The sequence below is a fragment of the Methanobrevibacter sp. genome (assembly GCF_017410345.1).
Taxonomy (GTDB): domain Archaea; phylum Methanobacteriota; class Methanobacteria; order Methanobacteriales; family Methanobacteriaceae; genus Methanobrevibacter.
The window spans coordinates 23,535-49,709 of the sequence record NZ_JAFQQZ010000045.1; the positions used below are offsets into that span (position 1 = coordinate 23,535).

Sequence of the window (26,175 nt, forward strand, 5' to 3'; positions counted from 1 at the left end):
TTTTTTTAAAAATCATTTCATCTTAAAGCAGCATATAATAAACCGCAGCTATACTAGGAAGTGCAATGATGATTGTATTTCGAATCATTCTGAAACGATGAATCTTCCATTCCTTTGGAGTCAATTCCTTCATTTTAGGGATTTTCAATACACTCAAGATAATGCTTGCTGCAAGGAAAATGAAATAGCTGTTTATGATGAATAGGTATCCTGCTCCAAGGAGCATGTCCCATCTTCCATTTGCGATTGAATATCCGCAGGTACATAGCGGAGGCATAAGAGCGGTTGCAATTGCAACACCTGGAATGACAGTGTTTGTCTTGTCCAGTCTGGTTTGTCCTATGATTCCGGCAAGTCCTCCGAAGAATGCAATGAGCACATCATAAAATGTTGGAGATGTTCTTGCAAGCAATTCTGCAGTCGGTGCCTTAACAGGAGAGAGGAAGAAATAGATGGAAGCGGCCGCAACACTGATTGCAATCTGTATTGCCAAGCCTGCCATATGATTCTTGAAGAGAGGATAGTCATTTGACACATTCCCATATGCAGAGGCAAGAATGCTTCCCATAATAGGTGAGATGAGCATTGCACCGATGATTACTGCAGTTGAACTCATATTGAGACCTACAGAAGCAATTATCATCGCACATACCATTACACACATATTGGTTCCGGTTATCTTTCCGCCATCAAGAAGACGTTCACGAATCTCCTCATTTGATGCCCTATCCTCAGACAGTGAAAAGGCCATCTTGATCTTTTCAGTTATTGTTTGATTTTGATCTTCATTCACACTCATACTGTCATTTCCTTATTCCTATAAAAACAATTAAAATTTAATACCAAATTCCAGATCCATAGCCTACAACAGATGCATAATCCAAAGTGATGTCACCACTTGTTGAATGCTGTAACAATTCAAAGTTTTTCTGTCCCAATTTCTTGGAAAATTCCATACTTGCCATAGTTGGTCCGTATCCACATATACTAATTTGTTCTTTTTTGACAACTTGATAGAGACCTTCAGTATTTGCATTGAACACTTCATTAAACACAAGGTTGTCATGTTCAATGGTCTTTTCCTGAGACTTAAAATGAGATAAATCGGTACTATCAATCAAAGTGATTTTTCTTCCCATATTTTGGCTGGCTTCATGGATGGAATTTGCAAGATCGATTGAAGCTTCAACTGATTGGTCCATCATGCAGATCGGCACTATCTTGAAATTGCTGTCAAAGTATTTTAAAAATGGAAGCTGAACTTCACAGCTGTGTTCATGCTGATGGGCAGCAAAATCGGCTTTGGCAAAATTGGAATTCTTGATTATTTCATCTGCAAGCTCATTGTCCACATCACAGACCCCATTCGGCACAATCCATGAGCCTTCATTATATACTGAAACTTCAGCACCGTAGCCTGTGTGGTTAGGATGAAGGATTACAAAGGTTTCCGGAAAGCCGTCCTGAACCAGTTTTGAATAGGCATGAGCAGCAGTCGGGCCGGAATAGACATAGCCTGCATGGGGAACCATAATTGCATTCACTTGCTTTTCCTTATTGATTCTGGATAACTTAGGCACTTCTCCAGGACCTAACTTGTGTTTAAAACAATCTTCAATTGATTCATTCAAGTGCTTTACATTACTTTCATAAAATTTGCCTGCAACTATAGGTTCTCTAATCATATTCTCACCCATTTTTAAAATATAATAAAATTAATTAATATTAATTAAATATAGATTTAATTTACTTAATATAAAAATTTATATAAAAAAAGCGAGAATATAAGAAAAAATTTTAAAAATAGATAAAAATTGATAAAAATAGTTTGAAAAGTAAAAATAAAGATTAAATCTTCCCAACTAGTGGAAAGATTTTGATCAAACTTTTGCGAGCCAACGGCGAGTAAAAGTTTGGTTTAGAACTTTAATTCAAAGTCAGAAGATTCAATGTCTAAATCTTCGTCTTCTCCAAGAATTCCTCTTTCTCTTAAGATTTGTCTTGCAAGTAACCAGTAGATTAAAGCGATAGCTTTTCTACCTTTGTTGTTGGATGGAACACAAATATCCACATTTGCAAGTAAGTTTTCAGAATCGCATAAACCTACAACAGGAATACCGTTTTGTTTGGATTCTAAAATAGCTTGAGAGTCGGATCTTGGGTCAGTTACAACAATGACTTTAGGTTCGATGAATTTAGCGTATTGTGGGTTGGTTAAGGTACCTGGGATGAATCTACCAGGGATGGTCTTGCAGCCGGTGATTTCACCGAATTTCTTAACAGGAGCTTGACCGTATTGACGGGTAGCTACAACTAAAATGTCATCTGGGTCGTATTTTGCTAGGAATTTAGCAACAGCTCTGATTCTTTCATCAGTCTTGCGAACGTCCAAGACATATAAACCATCGGATCTTACACGGAAAATGTATTTTTCCATGTCACTAGTCTTTTGTTGGGTACCAATGTGTAACCCAGCAGCCAAATACTTTTCTAACGGGATTAATAAATCTGACACTTTATCACCATATAATATAAAAATCTAATTATTCATTGAAATTTAATTAAATTATTAAAAAATAATTAAAAAATAAGATAAGAATTCCAATAAAATCCAACAAGGAAATTATTTAAGAATTCTTCTCTTGAAATCAACAAATTTATTCATCTTTGATAGTAATGCAGTCGTTAGGACACATGTCGACACATACTTCACATAAAGTACATTCGTCTTCATGATCAGTTACTACTTTGTCTCCGTCTAAGGAAAAGATTTCCATAGGACACATATCTACACATTCACCACATTCTGCATTTTCACATTTGCTTGCATCAATAATAACAGTTGACATTTTTACACCATTTTCTTCTTAAAAATTTTTTATTAATTAATAATTTAATTAATAAACTTGATAAAACACTATAAATTACTTTTATAAAGCCTATTAATCAATTACCTAAAATTAATTATAAACAAAACTTTTTTTGCTATTAAAAAGATTTAATTTAATAATTAATAAATTTAACTACTTATTAAAGTAAATATCGCTCAATTTACCATAATCATGAATTTTCTGAAATTAAAACTTATCAAAATCAATATAAGTCCGCCATTCTTGGATTGGACATTTCCTCTTCAATTCTGATAAGCTCATTCAATTTAGCTATTCTTTCACCGCCTATCGCACCGGTCTTGATCATAGGAGCACCGAATGCTATTGCCAAATGGGCAATGGTCTCATCACAGGTCTCACCGGATCTATGGGATACAACAGGCATTACACCATTTTCCTTGGCCAATCTTACTGTCTCATAAGTGTCAGTCAAAGTGCCTATCTGATTCGGCTTGATGATGATTGCATTTGCAGCTTTCCTTTCAATTCCATAAGCCAATAGCTCACTGTTGGTTACGAAGAGATCATCTCCGCAAATGCGGCATTTGCTCCCTACCTTTCCAGTGAGTTCTGCAAATCCATCAAAATCCTTTTCATCAAAAGGATCTTCAACATAAAACATATGATAAGTATCGATTAGGTCCTTCACATAATCAACTTGGTCTCCGCTGTCTCTCTTGAGACCGTCTTGACCGTAGACATACTTGCCTTCCTCTTCACTCCAGAATTCGGATGAAGCCATATCCAAACCAGGCTTAATTATAAAGCCAAGCTCATCTCCGACCTCTTCACAGGCCTGAGCTTGAATCTCCAAAGCCTGATTATTGGTGATGTTTGGAATCCATCCGCCTTCATCACCTTTACCGCCCGTGAAGCTAGAATCCTTTTTAGATATGAGTTCCTTCAATCTCTTATGAACTTCAACATTGGCGAAAACCGCTTCTGTAATGTCGCTTGCTCCTACAGGAACAACCAGGAACTCCTGAATGTCAGGTGCATTAGGACCTGCATGAGCTCCTCCATTCATCATATTCCCTAATGGATAAGGGATTTCCTTGATGAAATTGCCACCTAGGAAATTGTAAAGGGGCAAGTTATAACTCATTGCTGCCGCTTTGGCTGCAGCCATGGAAACAGCTACAGTGGTGTTTCCTCCGATTGCAGATAGATTTTCGGTTCCATCGATTTCCTTAAGGATCTCATCGATGTCCTCAATGTCCTCAGCAGCCATGCCAATAAGTTCAGAGGAAATCAGATCTTCAACCTCAGTGATTACCTGACTAACTCCTCCTTCCGGGAAAGAAACTACTTCTCTGGAACCTGTGCTTGCACCGCTAGGGGCAGCAGCCCTTCCAAATCCGTTCCAAGTAATTATGTCCACTTCAACAGTGGGATTTCCCCTGCTGTCTAAAATCTTTCTAACACGAACATCTTCGATTACGCTATCCAAAATAACACCTCAAAGCAAAAGAACAGTTCAAGAACCATTCTTTAAATTATTCAGATATTATTAAGATAATGCAAAACAACTAGCTTTTTAGGATTTTGGACAAATTAATGAATTACTAACTAAATGCTGACTTTTAAACCTAGTATTAACTAATGAATGACAATCATAATTAATTAAACCTAGTATTCACTATTTAATTAATAATCAAACCAATGAGATTCAAAGAATCCTTTAATTCGTCTTACCATAAAATCTATAATGGATATAAAATCATAAAAAAACTAGAAGGTTGATTTATAGATTGCATATGATATTCTTAATTTGAGAAATAAATAAATTTAAATGATTTTAATAATTTATTTATAATAATATTAAGTCTTTTATTATTTAAATACTTAATCATGAAGAATATATTAAATAAATATATCTCAATAATATTTTGCTAATTTAAGTTTAGCAAACCAATTCTTTTAATTAAAAAAGAATAAAATATTTCGCTGATTAAAGTTTAGCACCCTATTCTTTTTATTAAAAAAGAATAAGAATAAAGAATAAAAAATTTATTCTTTGTGTCTAACGTTTAAAGGCAAAATGCCTAATTCAAGTTCCTTAGTAGCTATATCAATAGGATCAAGAGATTTGGAACTTTTAAGGAATTTATCGATTTCCTTGTGTTTCATAGGCTTTGCACCCATGGAAAGTTGAATAGCCCTTGCACCTAAGACTCTAGCCTTCTCGAATCTTGTTAATTTTTTTGTATTGTCTTTATTTGCAGCCATTATTTAACTCCTAATTATTAAACAATAATCAATTGTATAAACTATTAATAGCTAATTAATTCTCATAAATGGAGAATAATCATAAGTTAAATGAAAAATATAAAAATGACAATGATTATTCCCAAGTTTCAACATGAGAAATTAACATTCTTCTACAACAATATCTTGTAATACCCATATCATCCAAAATATCTTTTGACTCTTCACCATCAGCTAATCTACGGTTATATTCATCAAAATATGCAGAAACGGGTTTTCCACAACTTATACATCGTATAGGTATCATATAATCATCATTTCCTTTTTATATAAAACATTGCATAATTAAAAAAATGCAATTCAATTAAATTTTACAGCTTTTTCCAATCATAAATGAAAAATTAAAAAGATTGGAAAATACTTACAGAGAATTTAATAAATTTTACAAGCTCCAAAGAAAAAATGATTTTCTCCAAAGAAATGTAAAATTTATCCAAATCTTCATTATGTATAATAAATGAAATTATCTGTAACTTTTTTGTTTACGAGCTCTAGCTCCAGGACCACCGTATTTCTTAGGTTCGGAACGTCTTGGATCCCCTACTAACATGGTTCTGTCATATTGAGTGTAAATCTCTTTTAAGTCCATGTCTTGAGTCCATTGCACTAAACCTTTTGCAATTACCATACGTGCAGCTTCAGCTTGGCCCATAACTCCTCCACCATTGACTCTGATTGAAATGTCCACTTGATTAGCAACATCTCCAGCCAATTCCAATGGTTCGGTTAATTTTAAACGTGCAAGTTCTGGAGAATAAAGTTCTAAAGGAACCTTATTGATTCTTACTTTACCAGTACCTTCTCTTACAGTACCTCTTGCAATAGCTGTTTTACGCTTACCGCTTGTATGAACAACTTTCATAACAATTACTCCATCATTTAATATAATTCGTATAATAATCCTTAATTAGAACAAATCAAACTTCACTAAATCTATTCAAATTTAGCCCCTAAAAGTTTAGAGATTTCTCCTAATTCCATTCCTTTTTTAATGTCGTTATATTCAGCTTCAGGCATGGTTATGAGTTCAGCATCAGCATACTCTTCAGGGATACCTACAAATGCTTTGAATCCTTTGAAAGCAGTTTTACCTTTTGCTTTTTTCATAGGTAACATACCTCTTACGGTTCTTCTGAATATATCTTCTGGTCTTCTTGGGTATTTAGGACCTAAGTCACGAGGGTTAGAGATACTTGCTCTGTCTACTCTTTGTTTGTACTTAGCATAAGCCCAATCTTTATTACCAGTTAACATTATTTTTTCAGCGTTGAGAACTACAATCTCTTCGCCTTCAAGAAGTTGCTTGCTGACTACACTAGCAAGTCTTCCTAAAATATGTCCTTCACCGTTAATAATCATCATCTTTTACACCAACCCTTCGCTTATAACATAATTTTAACATTACTGCCTTTAGGATTTGCTTCTGCAAGTTCTGCAATGGAAATAGCTTCACTGCCGAATTTTTCTATCTTTGCTTCAGCGTTTTTAGTAAATCCTAATGCTGCTATAGTAACTTTGTGATCTAATTTACCATCAGATAATACTTTACCTGGAATAACCACAGTTTCTCCGTCAACAGTGTGTTTGTTAATATGAGAAAGGCTTACTTCAGCTTGGTTTCTAGTAGGTTTTTCGAGTTTGATAGCTACTTCTTTCCAGATACCTACTTCTTCCTCATAAGACTGTTTTCTAAGATTGTAAATAAGGTCAATAAGGTTAGGATTAGTTTTCTTAATTTCTCTAGCCATTATTAGCTTCCTCCTTCACTAAATGTGATAAACTCGTCTGCTTTAGAATCTAAAACATCACAAGCTTTTAATAAAACCTCTTTCGGAGGCATTGATCCATCAGTTTCAATTTTAAAAATAAAATCATTTTCACGATACCCGACAGAAATGCATTTAGACTCTGCTGCTTTAGCCGCCCTTACACAAGCCTTACAAAGGGAACAGTTTTCAATATCAACAACTTCAATCTTTCCTTCTTCGCTGTCGAAATCCAATACTCCTCTAGGGCATGCGTCAACAACTGCGGTAGCAACGGTATTCTCAACTGTTTCCTCAGTTGTGATTTCAGGGTACTGCTTATATGCACAAACAGTGGTTGGCACCCATTTCGCATGGTCCTTGCCAATTCCCAATTTTGCTACAGCCTCTAAGTCAACTTCCTGATTCTCTTTTAATTTCAAGAGAGGGATGGTATCGTATACTGGTTTAATTTTTGAGTCGCCACAAGATTTCAAATCCTTGGAGTATACGGTTTTAGGTCCGCTTTCCATTAATGAGAAAGAAACGCTGCACCTTGGACAGTATTCTCCCTTTTCACTATCACAATCACAATCTTCTGGAAGTACTAATCCTTCAATAGCTTCCGCATCGGAAACCAAAGGAGTTAAACCTAATCTATGAGCCAATACTTCATCAAACATTGCAGAATCATTCTTAACTATGAATACATCTTCAATAGCTAATTTAGGCACTTTCATCATAGCGATTCTTCTTATTGCATTGACAAAAGGAACTTCTGCATCATAGACTATAAAAGTCATAGAATTTTCATCTTGCTCTTTGACATCAATTTTCATATTAAACCCTTCTTATACTCTTCTTCCTCTTTTACCGCCTGGTCTTCCAGTACCATCATGAGGTATAGGAGTGATATCTTCAATCTTACCAATTTTGATTCCAGCTCTTGCTAATGCACGAATGGTTGCTTGTGCACCAGGACCTGGGCTTCTAGGACCATTTCCACCAGGAGCTCTTACTCTAATATGTAATCCGACAAAACCTTTTTCTTTTGCATCTTCAGCCGCTCTGTTTGCTGCTTCCATTGCTGCAAAAGGAGAGGATTGTTGTCTGTCTGCACGAACTACTCTACCACCAGACCATTGACAAATGGTTTCTGCACCGGTGATGTCAGTTACAGTTAAGATAGTATTGTTAAAGGATGAATAAATATTAGCTATTCCCCATTTTTCGTCTTTTGCCATAATTACACACCTTATTGATTTTCACCAGCTTGAGTTGCTGCTTTGTTGTATTCTTCAATCTGTTTAGCTACTGGGGAAGAGTGGTAGAAACCAACTGCTTCTTCTTCTCCTCTTTTGACTACATAACTTGGAGAATTCAATTTCTTACCGTTTAAAGCAATGTGTCCGTGTACTACAAACATTCTTGCTTCCTTAGCAGTACGAGCTAAACCTTTTTGGAAAACTATAGTTTGCAATCTTCTTCTTAAGATATCTTCAACAGTCAAGTCAAGAATGTTTTCCAAGTGAGCGTTTTCATCAAGGATTCCTGATCTTTTCAAGTGTCCTAATAACTCTTCAGTTTCGACTTTCACTTGATCTTGAGAGAAACCGAGTAAGTATCTTGCTTCCCTACTGTATTTTCTAACTAAAGTATCAGCTTTCCAAATTTCCTTCTTGTTTTTTAAGCCGTATTTAGACATTAATTTGTTTTCAGTTTTAATTCTTTCTGCATTCCAAGGATGAGGTGGTGTATCATACTTTTTCCTTGCTTTTCTTGGATGTCCCATAATCACATCTCCTTATCTTAATAAAATCATTATTATAAATCTATATAAAATTTACCCGATTTACCATTCCATAGATAAAAGATATAAGCCTATCTTCTTCTACGACTTACACCGACAGTGGAACTGTGTCTGAAAGTAGACTTGGTTCTTTGTCCTCTAACTGGTAAACCAACTTCGTGTCTTCTACCCTTGTAGCTTCTGGTCTTTTTCATTCTGTTCAAATCGTCTCTTAAAGTCATGTCAAGATCAGATTCAATCAAATGAAGGTCGTCACCAGTAGCATAATCCTTACGTCTGTTTAACATCCAATCAGGAACATTGAATTCTTGAGGATTTTCTAAGAGTGCTTCAATTTTAGAAACATCTTCTTCAGAGATGTAACCGATTTTGTCATCGGTATTCAAACCAAGGATAAGACAGATAGATCTAGATAAGGATAATCCAACACCTTTAATTTCAGTTAAAGCATGTTGTATAGTCTTGTTACCATCTACGTCCTTTCTGGATATACGCACTAAGTGCTTAAAGTCGTCTTCCATTAAAGTAACCTCCATAATGTTTTTTAGGAGCGAACCCACGAGACGTTATTTAAAAAATTTAGCGGATTCGAATGCTTTATTTTAAAGCACAGTTTTTTCAACAATGTAAAACTTAGCCTAAAAATAGACTAAGAGTTCATATCAGTTTCAAGCACATTTAATAATTCTAATTAAATAATAACTACGCTCAGCTTACTAAAAGATAGAGTAACTTAATACTCAATAAATTACTAATAAACTTTTAAAGCCATAGATAGATTATAATTTAACCATTTAAAAAAAAAAGCAAACTCAATAAATCCAATTCGTAAAGCTTATTTGAATCGGATTTACCTTAATGATAATTTGATAAGTGTGATATTATCATTAATAATAATCCTATTAAATAGAATTACATTAAATTGCTATACACTAATAAACGCCGAGACTGGGATTTGAACCCAGGCGAGGTGAACCCTCACGGGATTTCCAGTCCCGCGCCTTACCAGGCTAGACTATCTCGGCAATCTAGTCACATATCAGACATAGTGCTGTCTAATATATAATACACTGATATAAAGATATAAGTAATTAATACTATATAAAAGTTTTGATTATCAGACCATAATTTTTGAAAAAATAGAAATGAAATCACAATTATGGCCACAAATTAATATTGGACTTGATGATATTTAAAGATTTTTTAGAATTTCATAGTAAAGTTTATATATTAGAACTTAAATTTGGGTTTTTGCAATATTCAAAAGACGATGAAATTTTTTAAAAAAATATTTTAATCAAAGCTATGATTAGATGAAGGATGAATCTTTAGTTATATTATTATTCGTTCAGTTTTCTTTCCACTTTGCCGTTTAAGTCATCGATTACATCTTTGATTGCAGGATCATTAGTCAAATCGTATGCAATATTGAAATAGAACAATGCAGGAACGACTTTCTTATCTTCATCCAACTGGAATCCGAGATTCTTGCATATGGTTATCACTTCAATGCTTGGCCCATAAGGCAATCCTATAGACTTGAGATATTCTCTGATATCTTCAATGCCATAATCACCATACTCACTTGGAAGATTTTCATCAATTTCAATAGCTATTTTATTGGAATCATCATAGTAAACTGCCAATTTATTTAAATAAATTGCTAATCTCAGATCTTCATTATCATTGGAATCATGATATTCATTAAGATAATAAGAGGATAGATTTACAAATGATTTTGCAAGATCTTCTCTTGAATAGGCATATCTGAAGGATTGAATGCTCAATTTATAATATTCATCCCAATCATTGTTTTCCCTGCTTATTTCACACAATCCAAAAATAGCTTTTACATTAATAGGATTATAATCATAGGATAATTCAAAGGATTTTAGGGCATTTTCATAGTCATTGAAATGCAACAACACATTTCCATAGTTGGAGTATAAAGTGGAATAATCCAGCATGAGAGGATATTTCCTTTTGATTTCCTTATTTGTGGTGATTTGGAATAAAAGCTCTTCAAGAAGGTTTTTGAATATGTATTCTCCCTCAATGTATTCCTTATTCAAATTGATGTTTTCCTTCCCGAATTCCAAGGCCTCATCATATTTTTCCTCTTTAACTAAGGAATCCATTTCCCTTATTATTTCTGGTATAGACTTTATTTCCATGATATCAATTAGTATATTTAACTGTTCAATAATTCCTTCTTCTTATTTTCAAATTCCTCTTCTGTGATGATTCCATCCTTTAACAATTCATGATACTTTCTTATTTCCCCTGGAATATCACGGATGATCTGTTTTGCTTGGGTTTCCTCCATGACTTCAAAGGAGCCGGTAGTCAGTTTATTGATCAATCTGCTTTCAAAGCTGTTCAGCATGTCATCGTCCAATGTCTTCAATAGAAGAGTCCTGTCTGCCAAAGCAAATTGAATCTTGTTGTCAGCCACTCTTTGAATGTCATCCTCATTGACATCATCATAATCTATAGTATAAGCATCCTTGACCTTGCCGTTCAATCTGCTTCTTTTTTCTACATAAATGGAATCCTCATCCAATTTGATGGCTCCATTGAACTTATTATCATTTCCATCAATGGATTCTGTCAAAAGCCCCAGGAAATCATATTCCACATCTCTTGATTTAATTTCCCCTTTAGGCATATTCCCTTCAGGATTAAATAAAAAACCTAATTTTCCCATAGTATCAAACCTAAATATTTAAAATAATCATAATCTTGTTAATACAATATAACATTTTAAAAACATATAAATTTATCTTAAATGAGAATAAAAAGTATATTAGAAGAAGAGGAAATTTAAATAAATTAAAAATAATGATTGTGATTTAAATGGTGAAAGGAAATAAGGATAAGTTTGTACTTGAATTGGGAAATGACGATAATGGACAGCCAAAGACACTTAGCGCTGAAGAGACTTTGCAGCAAATGAGAAGAGGCTTCAACAACGGGTCAATCACCTTTGAATATCCCTTCCTATGGCAGGAAATAAAAAGCGAAGAGGAAGATGAATTCACCAACATCGTATTGTTGAATAAAAGCAACAATTCCATTGTAAAGGTATCCACACAGCCTTGTCTGGTAAACACTGTTGATGAATTGAAGGAACTTGTGGAAAGGGACCTTAAGTCAATGGAATGTGAGATTCAGCAGTCTGGAATGGAAAGCTTTGAGAATTATGGAATCTGGGATATAATCTACATTACAAAGGAAGGGTTGGAAGTTGAGCAATATGCCATTCTAAAGGATAACAACCTATATTCACTTGAATTGTACACAAAGAACAATAGGGATCAAGTTGCAGTAAAATCATTTGTGGAAGTCATTCAGACATTTAAGATCTTAAAACCTGTTTATAAGGTAGATGGGGATTCATACGAGAAGATATAATCCCTAAACTTATTTTTTTAAAAATAGAAAGAATATTTTAAAAATAGAATAGAATAGACTAAAAAAATTAAAATTAAAAAAAGAATATTAATTAAAGATTTAAAAAATTAAAAAGATGATGATTAAAAAAGAATAAAAAAGGATAATCAGAAATTATTTGTCTGCAAGAGTCCAATAGCATCTTTTTGGAGAGACAATAACTTCGTCTTTCTTTAATTCCTTCATAATCTTATCTACTTCTTTCTTTTCAACACCAGAAATTTCACTAACTTTTGTAGCGTTTAAAGGATCTTCTGAGTTCTTAAATGCTTCAATTACTTTATCTTTATCAGACATTTTATCACCAATTATTACTTATTTTTTAGTTTATTTTTACTTTTACTTTAAATTAATTTTATAAAAAATTAATAAAAATGATTGAATAAACTTGTTCATCATCATAAGAAAAATTCCATATTTTAGATAAACCTGTTCACCATCCCTTTGGATAAATTCCAGTATCCATAAAGACCTTGTTTGTATCAACCACCAAACCGGAATCCGCATTCATTATCTCTCCAGATGAGAACAGTGAAGTTCCTGCAGCCACCAATTCTCCTTTTAAGGACTTGATTGCAACAAGATTTCCCTTTTGAATGTCCTTAGACAGTTTAGCTATTCCTCCTGCACCAAGCTTTGCCCCTTGGCAGATGGCCTCAACAGCAGAATCCTTTATGAATATCTGGGGAAGGTGAGAGCTGGCAACTTCCATTGGCTGAATGGCTTTCCGTATGTATGATTCATCACCATCCTCAATATAGAAATGATAGGCATCTGTAAGGTCATGCAGGTTTACGAGGTCACCCTTTCGCTCATCGAATGGACCCACTCTAGTTCTTCTAAGCTCTGCCATATGAGCTCCGCAGCCCAATGCCTCACCGATATCATGACAATAGGTCCTCACATAGGTTCCTGCCTCACAGCCTATTCTGAATAGTACATCCTTACCTTCAATCTCATAGATTGTGGAGTAGTAAATGTTTCTTACCCTTAATTCACGTTTTACAGCTGATTTAACAGGTGGTGTCTGGTAAATCTTACCGGTAAATTCATCAAAAATAGCTCTTATTTGATCTTCCGGCAATTCCTTGTGCAATGTCATGAGACATACATATTCCTTACCTGCAGGGAGAAGAAGTTGGCTTACCCTTGTGGCATTGTCGATTCCGATTGGCAGAACTCCAGTCACTTTAGGGTCAAGGGTTCCTCCATGCCCTGTCTTTTTGCAGCCAAGTATCCTTTTAACCCAGGAATCCACTTCATGGGATGTTGGGCCGGATGGCTTGTCCAAATTGATTATACCTTTAGCTATATGTTCCTCTATAGGTCTTTCATATGGATTGCATCCATATTCCGGATTGGTTTCCACATTTGATTTTATGAGATAATCTTCCATAGTTCATTCCCCAATAGCTAAAAGTCAAAATAGAATTTAATCAGATTTCATTTTTATAATATAAAATAAGATTTTTATTATAAATAAATTTAATTAATTGCATTAAAAACTGAAAATAAAATTTTTAAAAATCATTCTACAAAAAATATAAGAAATAATGATTACAAATATAAGATAAATAAAAAAAGAATATCAAAATATTAATTTTATACTTAAACATCTATTTTTTAAAGAACGGAGATAGAAAATATGGTAGAGGATAAAGCTAAAACTGAAAACAATGCAAACCGTATGAGTAAAACAGAATATTATCTTGCAATCGCACTTGCAGTATCAAAAAGAAGCACCTGCTTGAAAAGACGCTATGGAGCGGTAATAGTAAATAACGATGAAATTATCAGCACAGGATATAATGGAAATCCAAGAGGAGAGGAAAACTGCTGCGACAGAGGGTCATGCCAAAGAATGAACCTTCCATCAAATTCCGGAAACTATAACGACTGCTTTTCAGTTCATGCCGAACAGAATGCTATGATCAGTGCAAGAAGGAAAGACATGCTTGGAGCTACAATCTATCTTGCAGGAGAAATGTCTGTTGATGGCGATTGGGTAGAAATAGAAGATGCTGAACCTTGTCCTATATGCTTTAGAATGATAAAGAACTCTGGAATTGATAAGATAGTAAGCAAGAAAGGGATCATTAAGCTACATACACCCGTACAATAATTAAATATTGAATATTAATATCTAATATTAATATTGAATATTGAAAAGGTTTAATATGGATTTCTCTATTGGTTCTTGAGTTAAATCTCAGGATAGAAATCTATATCATAACCTAAACGCCTCATGATTCTTAACTCGTCCCTTGCATCAATAATTGCATTATGGGATTCACAGTAATCATCCACACCCAATATCTGAAGCATTGGCTCAACACCATACCCTCTTCTTAACCTGCCTGTCTTGCAACATGGCAAATGACTTGGAATATGAGGATTATGCTGCTTATATACTGCAACTTTCATAATGTCTCTCCAGCAAAAGTCGGAAAGCTCAGGCAAATGACGCTTGTCAAAGGAAGCATTGTAAGCAAAGAGATTATCAACACCATTGGAATCAAGCAGATATCTTAAATCATCAATGGCATCATCCCTATGTTTTGTGAGAATTTCATGACTTGTCCTTCTCATTGATTTGGAATACATTCCACCTATCTTTTCAGCTCTAGGTAAAATATAATAACGAGAATCAGTTCCCTTAAAATTCTTGGATCTGGCAATTATGACACCTATGGACATTACCTCATCATTCCAATTTGTTTCTGTGTCTATAACTGCAAACCTTCTTGACATAATAAACCCCTAAAATAAGATTAATAATATAAATTTTAATTTAATAATTTATAAAAATAACTAATTCTAAAATATTAAAGATATTTAAAAAAATAGTGGAACAATTAAAATCAGAACATGAAAAAATAATTAAAAAATTGTTAAAAATAAAATAAAAATTTTAAATAAAGAATAAATAAGAGAACTCTTCAAAGGATGAATTCTTATCTAATACACATAAATGTGCCTATTTTAATATATAAAAAGTTAAAAAAGTTTTAAATAAAAATGTAAACTAACTGAATTTAGAATCAATGGAATAGACTTATTCCATGATAGGTTCTAAATGGTTGATGTTACAACGTCTGTTTTTAACTTCGTCTCCTTTTACTTCCACGAAGTTTTCATCAATGATTGCAACAATTTCACATTCTTTACCTGCTTCTCTTCCAGCAGTCTTAATACATTTTCTACCAACTTCTATAGCTGCCATTATATCACCTTTAATGTTGTTAAAATAATTTCCGCAATACTATCAGGGTTAAAGCTGTTAGTATTTATAATTAAATCATAAATATCCATATTTCTAATATCTATGTTATGAATATCCATATATCTTAAAGCTTCACTTTCCTCACGAGAAAGAATTTCCTCTTTTGCAAGCTCAATTGATTTGCCTTCCCTTTCACATACCCTTTTAGCTCTAATTTCTAAAGGAGCGGTAAAGCAGACTTTCAAATCCGCATCAATGAAATATGCGGAAAGCCTTCCTTCAACAATAAGATCTTGAGCTTCCTCTGCAAGTTTAGCTTGTCTATTATCAATCTCTTTATCGATGTCAGTATTATTTTCAGCAAATTTGCCGAATTCAACTGGAGACATTCCCCTCTCTGCAGCCATCTCTCTGAATATCGCACCTGCAGAAACAAATGGAATACCTAACTTCTCAGATAATACCTTTGCAGCAGTTGTAGTTCCACTACCTGCTGTACCACCGATTGTTATTATCATTATTTTCTTGCCTCATCTTTGAAATGCTTACGAGCACATTTTGGACATAAGTATCCTCCAAATGGACGGTTTGGCCTTTTTGAGATTTAGCTAATTTGCGAATCTCATAAGGACGTCCTCTTGGAACACCATGTAATACAGCACCACATTCAGCACATACATGCTTAGATGGTTTCTTCTTTTTATATCTTAAAACATTAACTCCACCAGGAGTTTTTGTATTTGTTCTTTTGTATGATCTTGATCTAAATCTATTTGCAGGCATGTTCTCACCTAATTTGTTTTTTTAAATTTATCTACAAATCTAATCTAATGTCAAATAATTCATATTTGTAGATTCGAGTAAAATAGATATTAAAATGCCGATTTGGCATAATGTAAATATCATGAAAAAAGTATCATAAAAATAGAATGAATTATAAAAGAATTAAAATTCATTTAGTTAAATGATTAACACTACTTAATATGATATTTAACTAATATATACTTTACTGTTTTCTATCCTTTTCTAAAGAATCAAACCTCTCTTAAAATCTACAATTTTCTAGAATCTTAAAGTCTGATCATATTAGAAAAATCATAGAAATTAAATTTTAAAATCCTAGCAATCTTCAACAACCCAAATTAAGTAGGCCAATCCCACTTAACATGCCAATCATTAAAAACTTGCTAAAATTTAGTATTACATATATCGTACTTTTTGGGATTATGATTTTTATTTTGATTAATAAAATTTTTATAGAATCTTGATTCTGATAAAATCTTAATTAAATTTTTTTAATTGAAACTAGAAAATAATTTTAGATGAAAAATCTAAAAATAACTTAGATTAATAAATATCTAAGATGATATCTATCTATCAACAGTATATTTTATAATAGTAGCAACTAAGTATAATTAAATTAATTACATGATTAATTAAAATGAATAGTTAATTAAAACTATCAATTTAATTGATTTTTATTTTTATTAAATAATATCAATGGTTTAACATTAGAAACCATTCTTGAATCCCATAAATTTCCTAATGATTTGTGACATTCCAAATGTACAAATGAAGTACCACCATAACCATCCTATTCCATATGGAATGGTAGTTATGTTACCACCATAAAGCATTTGCCCTAATGAGTGGAAGATCGGAGTTAAAGTACAATAATAAACAGCTGGAGGAAATACCACAATAATATTTCTAATTGAAGATTGCCACATCCAGGCAAAAATCAATAAGATTGGAACCATAGTAACAATCATTGGTCTAAATGACATTTTCATAATTTCAGATTGGTCTGCCATCATATCCATTTGCTTAGCTTGAACTTTTGCCATTTGTTTAGTGTCTCCACTGGCTTGGGCTTCCCTCAACTCTTTTTGAAGAGCTTTGGATTTAGCTTGCATTTCATTCATTTTATCCTGGTCCACCAATAACTTCTGAGCGGTTACAGTCAATAGTGATATGATGAATGATATCACAAATACGGTAAGCACTGGGTTATTAGGGGTAGGATCCATTTGAACTAATGGATTTAAAACAGCATTCATGGCATCAAACACAGGTTGAAGCCAGGAAATACCTAATAAAAAACTACCTTGATACGCCATTTAATTCCTCACATGTTTAATAAGTTTTAATAGTAAATCATAATTTTATTTTCTTTACAAATTTCAAACATCACATAATAGAAATTATGTAAACTTCCAATTTCATAAATTTTAAAAATATAATAAACTATTAAGTTATAAATTCTTGCAAATTTATAAATTAATAATTTAAAATATCAAATAATCTACAAACAATAATCTAAAACAATCAGATCATAATAATGAAAATTTAAATAATTAGAAAAAATCTAATTATCTAAATAAGGAATTTAAATTAAATCTATAATCCGATTATTTCAAGACATCAACCATTTTCTTTACAGTTGAAGGCAAATGATTGTCATGATTGGAAATAATCTTTACAGTAGCTCCAGTTAAAGTGGCATAAGCCATTGCTGCAGCTCTGTTCATTTCCTGATGTAACTGAATGTCCTTAGCCTTTTCAGCATCTCTTTGTCTGGTTTCATCACCTAATCTTCTGACGATGACTTCATCAGGATATGCTTCAATTAAAATGAATATATCAGGATTCAATCCTTCTAAGACCCATTTAGGAAGTCCTGGCAAGAAACCTTTAGGTGTGCTGATAGTACAATGAGTGTCAACGATCACATTAGTGGTTTCGGATTTCTCACTAATTCTGATACCTGCTTCCTTTTGAATCTCCTTTTGGGTTTCAGCAGGCAATTTTCTTAACTCATCCCTATTTTCAACAAGACCTTTCTCTAAAGCAATTTCAGTCATGATGTCTCCATAGTTTAAATGAAGATAATCAACTTCCTCTAATGCTTTTTTAAGTACAGTTGTACTTCCAGAACCTGGAATACCAGTAATAACTACCAATTTCATTTAAATCCTCTCACATTAAACATTAAAATTTAAAATTGTCAATTAACTAATAATAATCACAAAAAGAAAAGTATTTGGAAAATCAATTATTCGAATACTTTTCTTAACATTGGGTGCATATCCATAAGTTGCTCTTGAGCAATCTCTTCATAAAGTCTGTAGACAATACCTACAGTAAGCAATACACCAGTACCTCCACCGAGAGCACCGGTCAAGTCAGCGATGAACGCCAAAATACCTACAAAGAGACCACCGAGAATTGTAAGAGCCGGAATATACTTTTTCATAATCATATAAAGTTGTCTTTTACTGCTTCTGAAACCAGGAATCTGTATACCTGAGTTATAAAGTTGCTTGGAAACCTCCTTCGCATTCAAGGAACCGCTGATTTCCACCCATAACCATGAGAAAAGCACACAACAAGCCAAGAAGAAAATACCATAGAAGACAACCCTTAATGGATTTGTGAACAATACGCTTAAACTGTTAGGAGTGGTCAGCCACAATGCAAGTCCGCTGATAGGCCTTCCGCCTGAAACTTCACCTAATATAGGGAAACCGAGTTTCTGGAATACACTGGCGAAAAGTGAAACGTTTACAAGAAGCGCACTTGTCAAAATAACCGGCATGTTACTTGCGTAAATGAACTTTAAAGGATATTTACCTACAGATCCTCTGATTCTACCGTGTCCTCTTACCTGACCGTGAGAAATAGGAATCTCAATTCTCATACTTTCACCATATACAGCCATAAGGAACACAACAATGGTTGCAATCAATGGAATCAAGATGGTGAAATTAGGAGATCCACCAATGATTGATTGGATAAAACCAGGGAGAATACCTGAAGCTGTAGTGGATGCCGCAGTAGCCGGCAAGAAGTTGAATGTTCCGGTAATAATGGTCTGTGCTACACCAGCAGCAATGAACAATCCTACACCACTACCGAATCCCCATTTGGATACCACTTCATCAAGGTACAAGATCAAGATAGCGCCGATTACCAATTGGAGAATCATTATTCCATAGTATGAAGTGTCTATAGGCACTAAACTTCCAGTAAGTACTAAAACTCCTGCTTCGAAAATTGTGAATAAAATAGCTAATAATTTTTGAGTACTTTGAAACATAGCCTTATGTTCATGTTGAGATAAGTCTAAATTTAATATTTTTGCACCGACCAATAGTTGCAATACAATAGATGCGGTTACGATAGGTCCTATACCTAAAGTAAGAATTGACCCAAAACTACCTGCCATAACAGCTCTCAATTGGGCAAATTGGTCAACTGCAGCTGGACTCAAACCATATAATGGAATTTGAGTTAAAAAGTAATATAAAACTAAAACTATAGCTGTCCATTTAAGTTTTTCCCTAAAGTCCTGCCTGTGAATAGGAGTCTTGACCTCAGGAAGCAACTTAAATATAGGCTTAAAATTCTCTAAAATCATTTTTTCCCCGTTAATTATTATCTATTAATTCAAATCAGATTTTAATTATTTATATTATAAGAATAAATTAAATTCCAACTTTGAATTCATTAATTTTTATAAATTTGTTTAATATATTTCTTTAAATTTTTTTATGATCCAAAATATTAGAAATAATCACAATATCAAATAATTAGTGATTAATAATCATGCTAAATTTGCATATATATTATATATAAATATTATAATATTTTAGATTAATAATAAATATAATTTTTATATAATATAAAGTATTCGATAAATAATACAAAAATTAACTAAATTAATAATAAATTTTAATGAAATCGAGAAGATTAAAATAAAAAAATTTTTAAAAAATAGTTAAAAATAGAAAGAATTTAAAAAAAAGAAATCTAAAAAATCTAAATTAAAAAATTAATTAAAAAATTAATTAAAAAAATAAAATAATACAACTAGTTAAGAGTGGTTACTCCCAACTAGTGAAAAGAGTTTTGGTCCCGGTTTTGCAGGCCGAAGGCCTGGAAAAGCGGGGGTTAAAGTTCAACAGCTTCTCCGCCAGCTTCTTCTATCTTTTCAATAGCTGATTCGGAGAATGCAGGGGATTTGATCACTAAAGGAATGTCAAGGGAACCGGTTGCTAAAACTTTGTTGTAGCCTAATTCGGTTACGTCAATTACAATGACATCGTCTTCCTTGGTTGCAATTCCTTGCTCTACAAACTCTTCAGCCTTATCATTCAAGAAGTTTAAGTTGACAGGATAGGATCTGTGAATGGTTTTTTGAGGTCTTTTGAAACCGTGTTTACCGAAGTAATATCTGTTTTCAATTACGGTAGTGGACCAGTGGTGTTTTCCAGCTCCAGCTTTACCTTTACCACCTTTGTTTCCTGCTCCTCTTCTTCTTTTGACAGAGCCTCCACCGTTAGATCTGGAACCTCTCATTTTATTAATCTTTTTACCTTTTCTTATCATAATAATCCACCTTAAGCCATTCTTATTGCAAGATTATTAATATCTTCGCCTCTGTAACCTAAGGATCCGCCTTCATTTACAGAATGTCTAATTCCTTTGTATCCTTTTCTTGGAGGATGTAAACGGAATACAGGTTTCATATCAATATCTTGAGCTTTGATTTCTCCGTTGATTAATGCATTAGCCAATTCTTCAAAAGTGGAATAATCAGTGTTTTCAGCCAAGTATTCTTCGCTGAGACGAGCTCCACCGACTAATCTTCCTCTTTTTTCAACAAGTTCAGTGAGAGTTTCTAAATCAACTTCTCCCCAAGTGATGTAGTCTTTTGCCTTTTGGAGCATACCTTTGTAACTTGGGTTTTCATCAACTAATACAGCATGACTGATTCTGTTGAGTCTTAACATTTCTAAAGTACTAGCAATAGGTTGTTTGACCCCAGTAGTACCTCTAATTCTAATTACCAAATACATGATACCACCGTCTATTGGATTACTCCCATATTTTTAAGGTCTTGTTCTGAAGCTTTCATTCTGCTTGCTTCTTTTAAAGCTTCGAATACAGCATTAGCAAAGTTTACAGTGGTTTGGGTTTGACCGCTTGCTTGAGACCATACGTCTTTGATACCAGCAAGGGAGAGAATGGTTTTACCGACATCTCCAATAGCCAAGCCTACACCTGCAGGAGCAGGTCTTAAGGTTACGTTTACACTGCTTGCTTTACCGGTTACTTTGAAAGGAACGGTGTGTTGTCTTCCACATACACAACCCCAATCTCCACAACCTCTTCTTACTTTGATAATGTTATATTTAGCATTATCTACAGCTTTTCTGATAGCAGGACCTACTTCTCTAGCTTTACCTTGTCCTAAACCTACGTAACCATTTTTGTTACCTACTGCAACGATTACTCTAAAGTTTACTTTTCTACCAGATTTGTGCATTCTTTGAACTAAATTTACATCCATTACTTCTTCTTCCAAATCAGGAAGCAATGCATCTACAATTTCCAATTCCATTATAGGGAGACCTTTTTCGAAGATTTCATCAATATCGGTGATATTTCCTGCTTTTACTTCTTTACCTAAATTGGTTTTAGGTTCCCAATCATCCATATTAAAGCTCATAATTCAGCCTCGTCAATTTTATTTTTAATTTCTTCAAAGTGTTCAGGTAAATCAGTAGGTTGAAGACCTCTAGCCAAGTATTGAGAGAATCTCTTGTTTAATTCCTCTTCATCTAAGCTTTCTGCATATTCTGCAATATGTTCACCATTGATTCTGTCTTCAGTAGGGATAATAGATTCACCGTATGGTACATTCAAACCAGCATCTGCAGCACCTTTAACAGCAGCAAATACTTTTGATCCTCTAATAGGAGATTTTAAACCAATATCAGCAATAGCATAGTCAACACCTGCTGCAACAGCTTTCTTACCACATAAGTATGCGGTTAAATAAACAGCACTAGTGTTTTTGTTTCCTGCTAACCATCCTAATTTGTTCAATTCCTTACTGTGAGCTGATACGACAGTTTCATCACCGTCTTTACCGACATTCACAACTTGAACAATACAGTTAGCGTTGGAAATTCTTACAACTAATCTGGATTTATCCACATCAACTAATTTCGCTCTGGTAGCATAATCAGTCTTACCTTCTCTTCTTCTTCTGAATGCTACTTTATAATTTGATCCGCTTGCCAAGTCCATTCCTCCTATTTGATTAAATCATGGTCTCTAGCGTAAGTTTTCATGTAAGATTTACTTCTGAAAGCTCCACCTTTTGCCATCTTGTATAATTTACGGTAGGTAGTAGGGTCAATTTCACCAGAGTCTCTCATATCTTTCAAGTCAGTTCTTAAAGCACGGATGGTTTTCATCCAAACTTGTTTTTTAGGAGTACGAGCGTTTTTAGCTCCTTTGATACTACCTCTTCCTTTACGTTTACCTTTTTTCTTTTGCTCTTTGATTTTCTTAGATCTGTAGCTACTAATACCAGTTTTTGGTCTAGCTTTGATAATACCTTGATCTATAAGTTGTTTAACGCTGTCTCTTGTGATAGCTCTAGAAACTTCTTCAATTTCTTCAGGGTCTATCCATACACGGTTAACTCCAACTTTAAGTATACTAGCAGCTAATCTTTTTTGTGTAGTAAGATTCATTAATAATCCTCCATTTTAGTTAGCTGATAAACTTGAATAAAATTTCTTCAAGTTTCCCTCAATTCAAATAAATTAAAATTCATTTGTTAATTTAATTGTTAGCTTTTAATAAGAAAAAAGATTCCTTTGCTTGACTTTTGGCCAATATATTTAAAAAATAAATTTTCCATAAATTTACTCATTAAATTACACACAATTAATTATTAAACCTTTATCCGGGAATTTAATATACTAAATCCCCAAATCAATTAATTGATTAGAATCATTGTCATATATGTTCTGGCATGAGGTTAAAGACGTTTTTCAATAATCCCTTGCCAACTTTATACAACGCCCCTATTTTTCTTAGAAGTAAGCTTTATAAATTTCATAATTTTAAAAATTTACTTTAATTAAATCGCTTAACAATTTTAGGAAATGAAAAAACTTAGTTTTATCATCTATCATATGAAAAATTTGCATTTATTGCATTTTCATTTATTTGTTTAATACTTTTATACCTAATTCTGATGCTTTAGCCAACATCAATTCTTTTTTACGTTTACCAATGGTTGCACTGATTCTTGCAGCATCGGTTTCTGCGTCAAGTGCTTCCAAATCTTTCATGTTATTAACAAGAACATCTCTGTAACCAGAAGGATGTAATCCTCTAGTAGCTCTAGGAGTACGATAACCAATTGATGGCATTGCAGGTTTTCCTGCTTCGTATCTTCTCATTTTACTAGTTTTTCCTCTAGGACGTCTCCATTTGGTTCCTAATTTTTTATAACGAGCATATTCTTGTCTTTTAAAATCTTTACTCATTCAAATCACCATTATAACTATTCTCTACTAGTTAAATAGATACCATCCTGGAATACTCTAGGATCTTTTCCTCTAATCTTAGTAGCTTGTTCTAAGTTAGCCATAGTTTGACCGACATCTTCCTTGTTAACACCGGTAATGATTACTTCATCACCTTTTACTTGAACTTTAGCGTCTCCGACAATCTTTGAAGATCTAGGATGTCTTTCTCCAATAAAGTTCTCGATAGTAACAATTTTTTCCTTGTCTTGAACCTTTACTGCCATTGGAAAGTGAGCGAATACAATTTTCATATGATAAGTGAAACCGTCGGTTACACCGGTAATCATATTGTTGATGTGAGCTCTAGTGGTTCCAATCATGGATTTGTCTTTCTTTTTAGGGAAAGCGGTTTCAAGAACAACGAGATTATCTTCTTTTGAAATAGTTACATTAGGGTAAGTAAATTTCCTGGAAATCTCACCGTTAGGTCCTTTCACAGAAACTTCATCTTCAATTATAACTTCAACGCCTTCAGGGATTTCAATTTCTTCCCTTATAGCTGCAGCTAATACCATATTTAATCACCTAATACATGTAAGCCAACAAACGTCCGCCGATACCTCTTTCCTTAGCTTCCCTGTGGGTCATGATACCTTCAGGAGTGGTTACGATTAAGATACCGAAGTTCTTTGCTGGTAAATATCTTTTTTCGAATTTCTCAAATTCATCTTTCTTTACAGCATGACGAGGCTTGATTACACCACATTGGTTGATGTTACCTTCCAATTGGACTTCGAATATTCCAGCCTTGTTGTCATCTATAAATTCAAATTCACCTATATAATTCTCTTTTTGCATAGTGCTTAACACACGTCCGATCAATTTGGATGCTGGACGAATAGTACAGTGGTCATTTACTTGACGTTCGTTATTTCTAATGTTTGTTAAAGCATCAGCAAGAGGGTCCATAAGAGTCATAATAAACACCTTTCTTAATTATATTTTTTAAATCCTATTTTAGGAGCAATTTCTCTAAAACATTGCCTGCATAAGTTGAGTCCGTATCTGCTTACAATAGCAGAGTGGTCTCCACAACGGCTACATTTTTTTGAAGCTTTTCCGTATTTTCTTGGCAATATAATCACCTTAATAACATATCATTTTTAATAAACAAATTAAATCCGTTTCAGGACTATTCGTAATCTTCCTCTTCTTGGATAGTAACATTGAATTTTTCTTCCATAAATTTCATAGTTTCTTCAGGAGTGATTCTATGTCTTTTTGGAATGGATTTCTTTTGGATTTTTCTTCTTTTGATTCTATAACCTGGTTTTTCAAAGGTGATAGAAAGATTCATACCAAAAATACCAATATCAGGGTCATATCTCATTCCAGGAATATCAATATGTTCTCTAATACCGAAAGAAACATTACCTTGTGCATCAAATTGACTAGGTCTTAACTTATTGTTGATACCTTCTAAAACCAATTTAATTGCATCTTCAGCCTTTTCTCCACGGAGAGTGACCTTACATGCAATAGGTTGTCTTTTTCTGATACCCCATTCTGGGTTAGTGACTTTTGAATAGGTTTTGACAGGAGTCTGACCAGTCATGTTTTCAATAAGAGTCATAGCTCTTGATAATTTCTCACCAGCTTCACCAACACCAATGTTGATGGTAGCTTTGGAAATGATTACTTCATTCATTGGGTTCATTGGTTAACCTCCAATAAATCAATAGCTGGTTCGTCTTTACCAATTACAAATGCATATTCTTTTAAGGTTAAGAAAGAATCACCATTTGCCTTTTCGATAATTGCAGTATTTGGCTTGGAAGATTCGTCCACAATGACTTCTTTGATCTTACCAAGTTCACCGGTGTGCTTACCGCCAGTAACAAGTACGACCACTCCATCTTCAAATTTGAAGTTTTCCTTGATTTCCTGTTCAGGTAAACCGATACATACAACATCTTGACCTGCATATGCATCATCATCAACTAAAACGTTTCTACCATCGTGAAGGTTCAATTGGGTTTTTCCGCCTTTGATAGTAGATTTGTTTACTATTTTAGCTAATTTGAAACTTGCATCCTCTGCAGAAATTGGGTGTAAAGTTAATCTTCCTTTAGTATCTAAAAGGATTCTGTAATTTTCTTCAGTTTTAGGAATGGTTAGGATATCCATAAAACCGACAGGGAATTTGTAATCTTTTACAGCTCTTCCATCGATTAATACATTACCGGTATTAATGATTCTTTTTGCTTCTCTGGAGTTATCAGCAAGACCTAAAATGTCTCTGATGATAACGAGTAAAGGTAAAGAATCCTTAATGGCATGTGAACCAGGAGCAGGTTTTACTGTCCAAGTGTCTTCTTTTGGATGGATAGGCCAGCTTTTAGGTGCCTTATACCTTTTAAGATGCTTTCTAGATCCCATTTTTGCCATC

The 26,175-nt window shown here is 33.6% G+C and carries 37 protein-coding genes, 1 tRNA gene and 1 pseudogene; 2 read left to right on the forward strand and 37 right to left on the reverse strand.

Translation table 11 applies throughout. The annotated features are described in order from the left end of the window. Nucleotides 1-22: 22 nt before the first annotated feature. The 17 genes from IJE13_RS06140 to IJE13_RS06220 all read right to left on the reverse strand — a co-directional run bounded on the left by IJE13_RS06140 (nucleotide 23) and on the right by IJE13_RS06220 (nucleotide 11,421). Complete coding sequence (locus IJE13_RS06140) at nucleotides 23-799, reverse strand: DUF389 domain-containing protein (protein WP_292778324.1); 777 nt, start codon at nucleotides 797-799, stop codon at nucleotides 23-25. Nucleotides 800-836: 37 nt separating this feature from the next. Continuing rightward, the gene (gene amrB / locus IJE13_RS06145) at nucleotides 837-1,685 is read right to left on the reverse strand and encodes an AmmeMemoRadiSam system protein B (protein WP_292778326.1); all 849 of its coding nucleotides are present in this window, start codon (nucleotides 1,683-1,685) and stop codon (nucleotides 837-839) included. A gap of 233 nt (nucleotides 1,686-1,918) precedes the next feature. Then, nucleotides 1,919-2,515, reverse strand: a complete 597-nt coding sequence (gene rpsB / locus IJE13_RS06150; protein ID WP_292778329.1) for a 30S ribosomal protein S2 — start codon at nucleotides 2,513-2,515, stop codon at nucleotides 1,919-1,921. 142 nt (nucleotides 2,516-2,657) lie between these two features. After that, complete coding sequence (locus IJE13_RS06155) at nucleotides 2,658-2,849, reverse strand: 4Fe-4S dicluster domain-containing protein (protein WP_292778331.1); 192 nt, start codon at nucleotides 2,847-2,849, stop codon at nucleotides 2,658-2,660. Nucleotides 2,850-3,093: 244 nt separating this feature from the next. Further along, the gene (gene eno, locus IJE13_RS06160) at nucleotides 3,094-4,341 is read right to left on the reverse strand and encodes a phosphopyruvate hydratase (RefSeq protein WP_292778333.1); all 1,248 of its coding nucleotides are present in this window, start codon (nucleotides 4,339-4,341) and stop codon (nucleotides 3,094-3,096) included. Nucleotides 4,342-4,901: 560 nt separating this feature from the next. Continuing rightward, nucleotides 4,902-5,120: a DNA-directed RNA polymerase subunit K gene (locus IJE13_RS06165; RefSeq protein ID WP_292778335.1), complete on the reverse strand. Its 219-nt coding sequence runs from the start codon at nucleotides 5,118-5,120 to the stop codon at nucleotides 4,902-4,904. A 115-nt stretch (nucleotides 5,121-5,235) separates the two neighbouring features. Next, complete coding sequence (locus IJE13_RS06170) at nucleotides 5,236-5,406, reverse strand: DNA-directed RNA polymerase subunit N (protein ID WP_067145950.1); 171 nt, start codon at nucleotides 5,404-5,406, stop codon at nucleotides 5,236-5,238. Between the two features lie 216 nt (nucleotides 5,407-5,622). Further along, nucleotides 5,623-6,021, reverse strand: a complete 399-nt coding sequence (locus tag IJE13_RS06175; RefSeq protein ID WP_292778341.1) for a 30S ribosomal protein S9 — start codon at nucleotides 6,019-6,021, stop codon at nucleotides 5,623-5,625. Between the two features lie 71 nt (nucleotides 6,022-6,092). Then, on the reverse strand, nucleotides 6,093-6,518 hold the full coding sequence (locus IJE13_RS06180) for a 50S ribosomal protein L13 (protein ID WP_292778606.1): 426 nt from the start codon (nucleotides 6,516-6,518) through the stop codon (nucleotides 6,093-6,095). 23 nt (nucleotides 6,519-6,541) lie between these two features. Continuing rightward, nucleotides 6,542-6,907 carry a 50S ribosomal protein L18e gene (locus IJE13_RS06185; RefSeq protein WP_292778343.1) on the reverse strand — a complete coding sequence of 122 codons (366 nt, stop codon included), beginning with the start codon at nucleotides 6,905-6,907 and terminating at the stop codon, nucleotides 6,542-6,544. Between the two features lie 2 nt (nucleotides 6,908-6,909). Continuing rightward, nucleotides 6,910-7,743 (reverse strand): DNA-directed RNA polymerase subunit D, encoded by an 834-nt coding sequence (locus IJE13_RS06190; RefSeq protein WP_292778345.1) that lies wholly within the window; start codon nucleotides 7,741-7,743, stop codon nucleotides 6,910-6,912. Nucleotides 7,744-7,755: 12 nt separating this feature from the next. Next, nucleotides 7,756-8,148 (reverse strand): 30S ribosomal protein S11, encoded by a 393-nt coding sequence (locus IJE13_RS06195; RefSeq protein ID WP_012955709.1) that lies wholly within the window; start codon nucleotides 8,146-8,148, stop codon nucleotides 7,756-7,758. 11 nt (nucleotides 8,149-8,159) lie between these two features. Beyond that, complete coding sequence (locus tag IJE13_RS06200; protein ID WP_292778352.1) at nucleotides 8,160-8,696, reverse strand: 30S ribosomal protein S4; 537 nt, start codon at nucleotides 8,694-8,696, stop codon at nucleotides 8,160-8,162. Between the two features lie 89 nt (nucleotides 8,697-8,785). Further along, nucleotides 8,786-9,235: a 30S ribosomal protein S13 gene (locus IJE13_RS06205; protein WP_292778355.1), complete on the reverse strand. Its 450-nt coding sequence runs from the start codon at nucleotides 9,233-9,235 to the stop codon at nucleotides 8,786-8,788. A gap of 419 nt (nucleotides 9,236-9,654) precedes the next feature. Beyond that, nucleotides 9,655-9,739: transfer RNA gene (locus IJE13_RS06210), tRNA-Ser, on the reverse strand. 315 nt (nucleotides 9,740-10,054) lie between these two features. Next, nucleotides 10,055-10,888: a hypothetical protein gene (locus IJE13_RS06215; protein WP_292778357.1), complete on the reverse strand. Its 834-nt coding sequence runs from the start codon at nucleotides 10,886-10,888 to the stop codon at nucleotides 10,055-10,057. A gap of 17 nt (nucleotides 10,889-10,905) precedes the next feature. Continuing rightward, complete coding sequence (locus tag IJE13_RS06220; protein WP_292778359.1) at nucleotides 10,906-11,421, reverse strand: SHOCT domain-containing protein; 516 nt, start codon at nucleotides 11,419-11,421, stop codon at nucleotides 10,906-10,908. 149 nt (nucleotides 11,422-11,570) lie between these two features. On the opposite strand from IJE13_RS06220, the gene IJE13_RS06225 reads away from it, so the two are divergent. Continuing rightward, nucleotides 11,571-12,128 (forward strand): PsbP-related protein, encoded by a 558-nt coding sequence (locus IJE13_RS06225; RefSeq protein WP_292778361.1) that lies wholly within the window; start codon nucleotides 11,571-11,573, stop codon nucleotides 12,126-12,128. 153 nt (nucleotides 12,129-12,281) lie between these two features. On the opposite strand, the gene IJE13_RS06230 is transcribed toward IJE13_RS06225, so the two are convergent. After that, on the reverse strand, nucleotides 12,282-12,464 hold the full coding sequence (locus IJE13_RS06230) for a MarR family transcriptional regulator (RefSeq protein ID WP_292778363.1): 183 nt from the start codon (nucleotides 12,462-12,464) through the stop codon (nucleotides 12,282-12,284). 136 nt (nucleotides 12,465-12,600) lie between these two features. Beyond that, the gene (locus IJE13_RS06235) at nucleotides 12,601-13,563 is read right to left on the reverse strand and encodes an RNA-guided pseudouridylation complex pseudouridine synthase subunit Cbf5 (protein WP_292778365.1); all 963 of its coding nucleotides are present in this window, start codon (nucleotides 13,561-13,563) and stop codon (nucleotides 12,601-12,603) included. A 249-nt stretch (nucleotides 13,564-13,812) separates the two neighbouring features. Between IJE13_RS06235 and IJE13_RS06240 the strand changes: the two genes are divergently transcribed. Continuing rightward, nucleotides 13,813-14,289 carry a dCMP deaminase family protein gene (locus IJE13_RS06240; protein WP_292778367.1) on the forward strand — a complete coding sequence of 159 codons (477 nt, stop codon included), beginning with the start codon at nucleotides 13,813-13,815 and terminating at the stop codon, nucleotides 14,287-14,289. An 80-nt stretch (nucleotides 14,290-14,369) separates the two neighbouring features. On the opposite strand, the gene IJE13_RS06245 is transcribed toward IJE13_RS06240, so the two are convergent. The 18 genes and pseudogenes from IJE13_RS06245 to IJE13_RS06330 all read right to left on the reverse strand — a co-directional run bounded on the left by IJE13_RS06245 (nucleotide 14,370) and on the right by IJE13_RS06330 (nucleotide 26,174). Further along, nucleotides 14,370-14,918, reverse strand: a complete 549-nt coding sequence (locus tag IJE13_RS06245) for a hypothetical protein (RefSeq protein ID WP_292778369.1) — start codon at nucleotides 14,916-14,918, stop codon at nucleotides 14,370-14,372. A 304-nt stretch (nucleotides 14,919-15,222) separates the two neighbouring features. Further along, on the reverse strand, nucleotides 15,223-15,390 hold the full coding sequence (locus tag IJE13_RS06250; RefSeq protein WP_012955682.1) for a 50S ribosomal protein L14e: 168 nt from the start codon (nucleotides 15,388-15,390) through the stop codon (nucleotides 15,223-15,225). Further along, nucleotides 15,390-15,908, reverse strand: coding sequence for a (d)CMP kinase (cmk, locus tag IJE13_RS06255; RefSeq protein ID WP_292778372.1), 519 nt, complete (start codon nucleotides 15,906-15,908; stop codon nucleotides 15,390-15,392). Before cmk ends, IJE13_RS06250 begins: the two co-directional genes overlap by 1 nt. After that, nucleotides 15,908-16,173 (reverse strand): annotated as a pseudogene (locus tag IJE13_RS06260) (50S ribosomal protein L34e). The gene cmk and the pseudogene IJE13_RS06260 overlap by 1 nt, the downstream one beginning before the upstream one ends. A 728-nt stretch (nucleotides 16,174-16,901) precedes the next feature. Continuing rightward, nucleotides 16,902-17,510: an EMC3/TMCO1 family protein gene (locus tag IJE13_RS06265; RefSeq protein ID WP_292778374.1), complete on the reverse strand. Its 609-nt coding sequence runs from the start codon at nucleotides 17,508-17,510 to the stop codon at nucleotides 16,902-16,904. A 291-nt stretch (nucleotides 17,511-17,801) separates the two neighbouring features. After that, nucleotides 17,802-18,359 carry an adenylate kinase gene (locus tag IJE13_RS06270; protein WP_292778376.1) on the reverse strand — a complete coding sequence of 186 codons (558 nt, stop codon included), beginning with the start codon at nucleotides 18,357-18,359 and terminating at the stop codon, nucleotides 17,802-17,804. 86 nt (nucleotides 18,360-18,445) lie between these two features. Continuing rightward, nucleotides 18,446-19,810 (reverse strand): preprotein translocase subunit SecY, encoded by a 1,365-nt coding sequence (secY, locus tag IJE13_RS06275; RefSeq protein WP_292778378.1) that lies wholly within the window; start codon nucleotides 19,808-19,810, stop codon nucleotides 18,446-18,448. 533 nt (nucleotides 19,811-20,343) lie between these two features. Further along, entirely contained in the window at nucleotides 20,344-20,781 is a 438-nt protein-coding gene (locus IJE13_RS06280) for an uL15 family ribosomal protein (protein ID WP_292778380.1), read from the reverse strand. Between the two features lie 11 nt (nucleotides 20,782-20,792). Further along, nucleotides 20,793-21,251 carry a 50S ribosomal protein L30 gene (locus IJE13_RS06285; RefSeq protein ID WP_292778382.1) on the reverse strand — a complete coding sequence of 153 codons (459 nt, stop codon included), beginning with the start codon at nucleotides 21,249-21,251 and terminating at the stop codon, nucleotides 20,793-20,795. Between the two features lie 11 nt (nucleotides 21,252-21,262). After that, nucleotides 21,263-21,904, reverse strand: a complete 642-nt coding sequence (gene rpsE / locus IJE13_RS06290) for a 30S ribosomal protein S5 (RefSeq protein ID WP_292778384.1) — start codon at nucleotides 21,902-21,904, stop codon at nucleotides 21,263-21,265. Continuing rightward, on the reverse strand, nucleotides 21,901-22,482 hold the full coding sequence (locus tag IJE13_RS06295; protein ID WP_292778386.1) for a 50S ribosomal protein L18: 582 nt from the start codon (nucleotides 22,480-22,482) through the stop codon (nucleotides 21,901-21,903). Before IJE13_RS06295 ends, rpsE begins: the two co-directional genes overlap by 4 nt. Before the next feature lie 11 nt (nucleotides 22,483-22,493). Then, nucleotides 22,494-22,940 carry a 50S ribosomal protein L19e gene (locus tag IJE13_RS06300; protein ID WP_292778388.1) on the reverse strand — a complete coding sequence of 149 codons (447 nt, stop codon included), beginning with the start codon at nucleotides 22,938-22,940 and terminating at the stop codon, nucleotides 22,494-22,496. 477 nt (nucleotides 22,941-23,417) lie between these two features. Next, on the reverse strand, nucleotides 23,418-23,744 hold the full coding sequence (locus IJE13_RS06305) for a 50S ribosomal protein L32e (RefSeq protein ID WP_292778390.1): 327 nt from the start codon (nucleotides 23,742-23,744) through the stop codon (nucleotides 23,418-23,420). Nucleotides 23,745-23,761: 17 nt separating this feature from the next. Continuing rightward, nucleotides 23,762-24,301 carry a 50S ribosomal protein L6 gene (locus IJE13_RS06310; RefSeq protein WP_292778392.1) on the reverse strand — a complete coding sequence of 180 codons (540 nt, stop codon included), beginning with the start codon at nucleotides 24,299-24,301 and terminating at the stop codon, nucleotides 23,762-23,764. Between the two features lie 10 nt (nucleotides 24,302-24,311). Next, complete coding sequence (locus IJE13_RS06315) at nucleotides 24,312-24,704, reverse strand: 30S ribosomal protein S8 (protein ID WP_292778394.1); 393 nt, start codon at nucleotides 24,702-24,704, stop codon at nucleotides 24,312-24,314. A 14-nt stretch (nucleotides 24,705-24,718) separates the two neighbouring features. Further along, entirely contained in the window at nucleotides 24,719-24,871 is a 153-nt protein-coding gene (locus IJE13_RS06320) for a 30S ribosomal protein S14 (protein WP_292778396.1), read from the reverse strand. A gap of 47 nt (nucleotides 24,872-24,918) precedes the next feature. After that, nucleotides 24,919-25,443 (reverse strand): 50S ribosomal protein L5, encoded by a 525-nt coding sequence (locus IJE13_RS06325; RefSeq protein WP_292778398.1) that lies wholly within the window; start codon nucleotides 25,441-25,443, stop codon nucleotides 24,919-24,921. Continuing rightward, entirely contained in the window at nucleotides 25,440-26,174 is a 735-nt protein-coding gene (locus tag IJE13_RS06330) for a 30S ribosomal protein S4e (RefSeq protein ID WP_292778400.1), read from the reverse strand. The genes IJE13_RS06325 and IJE13_RS06330 overlap by 4 nt, the downstream gene beginning before the upstream one ends. Nucleotide 26,175: the final 1 nt, after the last annotated feature.

Excerpts from the sequence above, each read along its gene's own strand:
- IJE13_RS06280 (WP_292778380.1), bottom strand. The coding sequence starts at position 20,781 with ATGATAAGAAAAGGTAAAAAGATTAATAAAATGAGAGGTTCCAGATCT.
- IJE13_RS06240 (WP_292778367.1), top strand. The coding sequence starts at position 13,813 with ATGGTAGAGGATAAAGCTAAAACTGAAAACAATGCAAACCGTATGAGT.
- IJE13_RS06310 (WP_292778392.1), bottom strand. The coding sequence starts at position 24,301 with ATGGTATTAGCTGCAGCTATAAGGGAAGAAATTGAAATCCCTGAAGGC.
- IJE13_RS06225 (WP_292778361.1), top strand. The coding sequence starts at position 11,571 with ATGGTGAAAGGAAATAAGGATAAGTTTGTACTTGAATTGGGAAATGAC.
- IJE13_RS06235 (WP_292778365.1), bottom strand. The coding sequence starts at position 13,563 with ATGGAAGATTATCTCATAAAATCAAATGTGGAAACCAATCCGGAATAT.
- amrB (WP_292778326.1), bottom strand. The coding sequence starts at position 1,685 with ATGATTAGAGAACCTATAGTTGCAGGCAAATTTTATGAAAGTAATGTA.
- IJE13_RS06325 (WP_292778398.1), bottom strand. The coding sequence starts at position 25,443 with ATGAACCCAATGAATGAAGTAATCATTTCCAAAGCTACCATCAACATT.
- IJE13_RS06170 (WP_067145950.1), bottom strand. The coding sequence starts at position 5,406 with ATGATACCTATACGATGTATAAGTTGTGGAAAACCCGTTTCTGCATAT.
- rpsE (WP_292778384.1), bottom strand. The coding sequence starts at position 21,904 with ATGAGCTTTAATATGGATGATTGGGAACCTAAAACCAATTTAGGTAAA.
- IJE13_RS06180 (WP_292778606.1), bottom strand. The coding sequence starts at position 6,518 with ATGATTATTAACGGTGAAGGACATATTTTAGGAAGACTTGCTAGTGTA.
- IJE13_RS06215 (WP_292778357.1), bottom strand. The coding sequence starts at position 10,888 with ATGGAAATAAAGTCTATACCAGAAATAATAAGGGAAATGGATTCCTTA.
- IJE13_RS06285 (WP_292778382.1), bottom strand. The coding sequence starts at position 21,251 with ATGTATTTGGTAATTAGAATTAGAGGTACTACTGGGGTCAAACAACCT.
- IJE13_RS06270 (WP_292778376.1), bottom strand. The coding sequence starts at position 18,359 with ATGAAATTGGTAGTTATTACTGGTATTCCAGGTTCTGGAAGTACAACT.
- IJE13_RS06185 (WP_292778343.1), bottom strand. The coding sequence starts at position 6,907 with ATGGCTAGAGAAATTAAGAAAACTAATCCTAACCTTATTGACCTTATT.
- IJE13_RS06220 (WP_292778359.1), bottom strand. The coding sequence starts at position 11,421 with ATGGGAAAATTAGGTTTTTTATTTAATCCTGAAGGGAATATGCCTAAA.
- IJE13_RS06265 (WP_292778374.1), bottom strand. The coding sequence starts at position 17,510 with ATGGCGTATCAAGGTAGTTTTTTATTAGGTATTTCCTGGCTTCAACCT.
- secY (WP_292778378.1), bottom strand. The coding sequence starts at position 19,810 with ATGATTTTAGAGAATTTTAAGCCTATATTTAAGTTGCTTCCTGAGGTC.
- cmk (WP_292778372.1), bottom strand. The coding sequence starts at position 15,908 with ATGATAATAACAATCGGTGGTACAGCAGGTAGTGGAACTACAACTGCT.
- IJE13_RS06190 (WP_292778345.1), bottom strand. The coding sequence starts at position 7,743 with ATGAAAATTGATGTCAAAGAGCAAGATGAAAATTCTATGACTTTTATA.
- IJE13_RS06165 (WP_292778335.1), bottom strand. The coding sequence starts at position 5,120 with ATGGCTGCAAATAAAGACAATACAAAAAAATTAACAAGATTCGAGAAG.
- IJE13_RS06195 (WP_012955709.1), bottom strand. The coding sequence starts at position 8,148 with ATGGCAAAAGACGAAAAATGGGGAATAGCTAATATTTATTCATCCTTT.
- IJE13_RS06205 (WP_292778355.1), bottom strand. The coding sequence starts at position 9,235 with ATGGAAGACGACTTTAAGCACTTAGTGCGTATATCCAGAAAGGACGTA.
- IJE13_RS06250 (WP_012955682.1), bottom strand. The coding sequence starts at position 15,390 with ATGGCAGCTATAGAAGTTGGTAGAAAATGTATTAAGACTGCTGGAAGA.
- IJE13_RS06305 (WP_292778390.1), bottom strand. The coding sequence starts at position 23,744 with ATGAGTAAAGATTTTAAAAGACAAGAATATGCTCGTTATAAAAAATTA.
- IJE13_RS06300 (WP_292778388.1), bottom strand. The coding sequence starts at position 22,940 with ATGAATCTTACTACACAAAAAAGATTAGCTGCTAGTATACTTAAAGTT.
- IJE13_RS06140 (WP_292778324.1), bottom strand. The coding sequence starts at position 799 with ATGAGTGTGAATGAAGATCAAAATCAAACAATAACTGAAAAGATCAAG.
- IJE13_RS06200 (WP_292778352.1), bottom strand. The coding sequence starts at position 8,696 with ATGGGACATCCAAGAAAAGCAAGGAAAAAGTATGATACACCACCTCAT.
- IJE13_RS06230 (WP_292778363.1), bottom strand. The coding sequence starts at position 12,464 with ATGTCTGATAAAGATAAAGTAATTGAAGCATTTAAGAACTCAGAAGAT.
- IJE13_RS06175 (WP_292778341.1), bottom strand. The coding sequence starts at position 6,021 with ATGAAAGTTGTTCATACAAGCGGTAAGCGTAAAACAGCTATTGCAAGA.
- IJE13_RS06330 (WP_292778400.1), bottom strand. The coding sequence starts at position 26,174 with ATGGCAAAAATGGGATCTAGAAAGCATCTTAAAAGGTATAAGGCACCT.
- IJE13_RS06315 (WP_292778394.1), bottom strand. The coding sequence starts at position 24,704 with ATGACTCTTATGGACCCTCTTGCTGATGCTTTAACAAACATTAGAAAT.
- IJE13_RS06245 (WP_292778369.1), bottom strand. The coding sequence starts at position 14,918 with ATGTCAAGAAGGTTTGCAGTTATAGACACAGAAACAAATTGGAATGAT.
- IJE13_RS06155 (WP_292778331.1), bottom strand. The coding sequence starts at position 2,849 with ATGTCAACTGTTATTATTGATGCAAGCAAATGTGAAAATGCAGAATGT.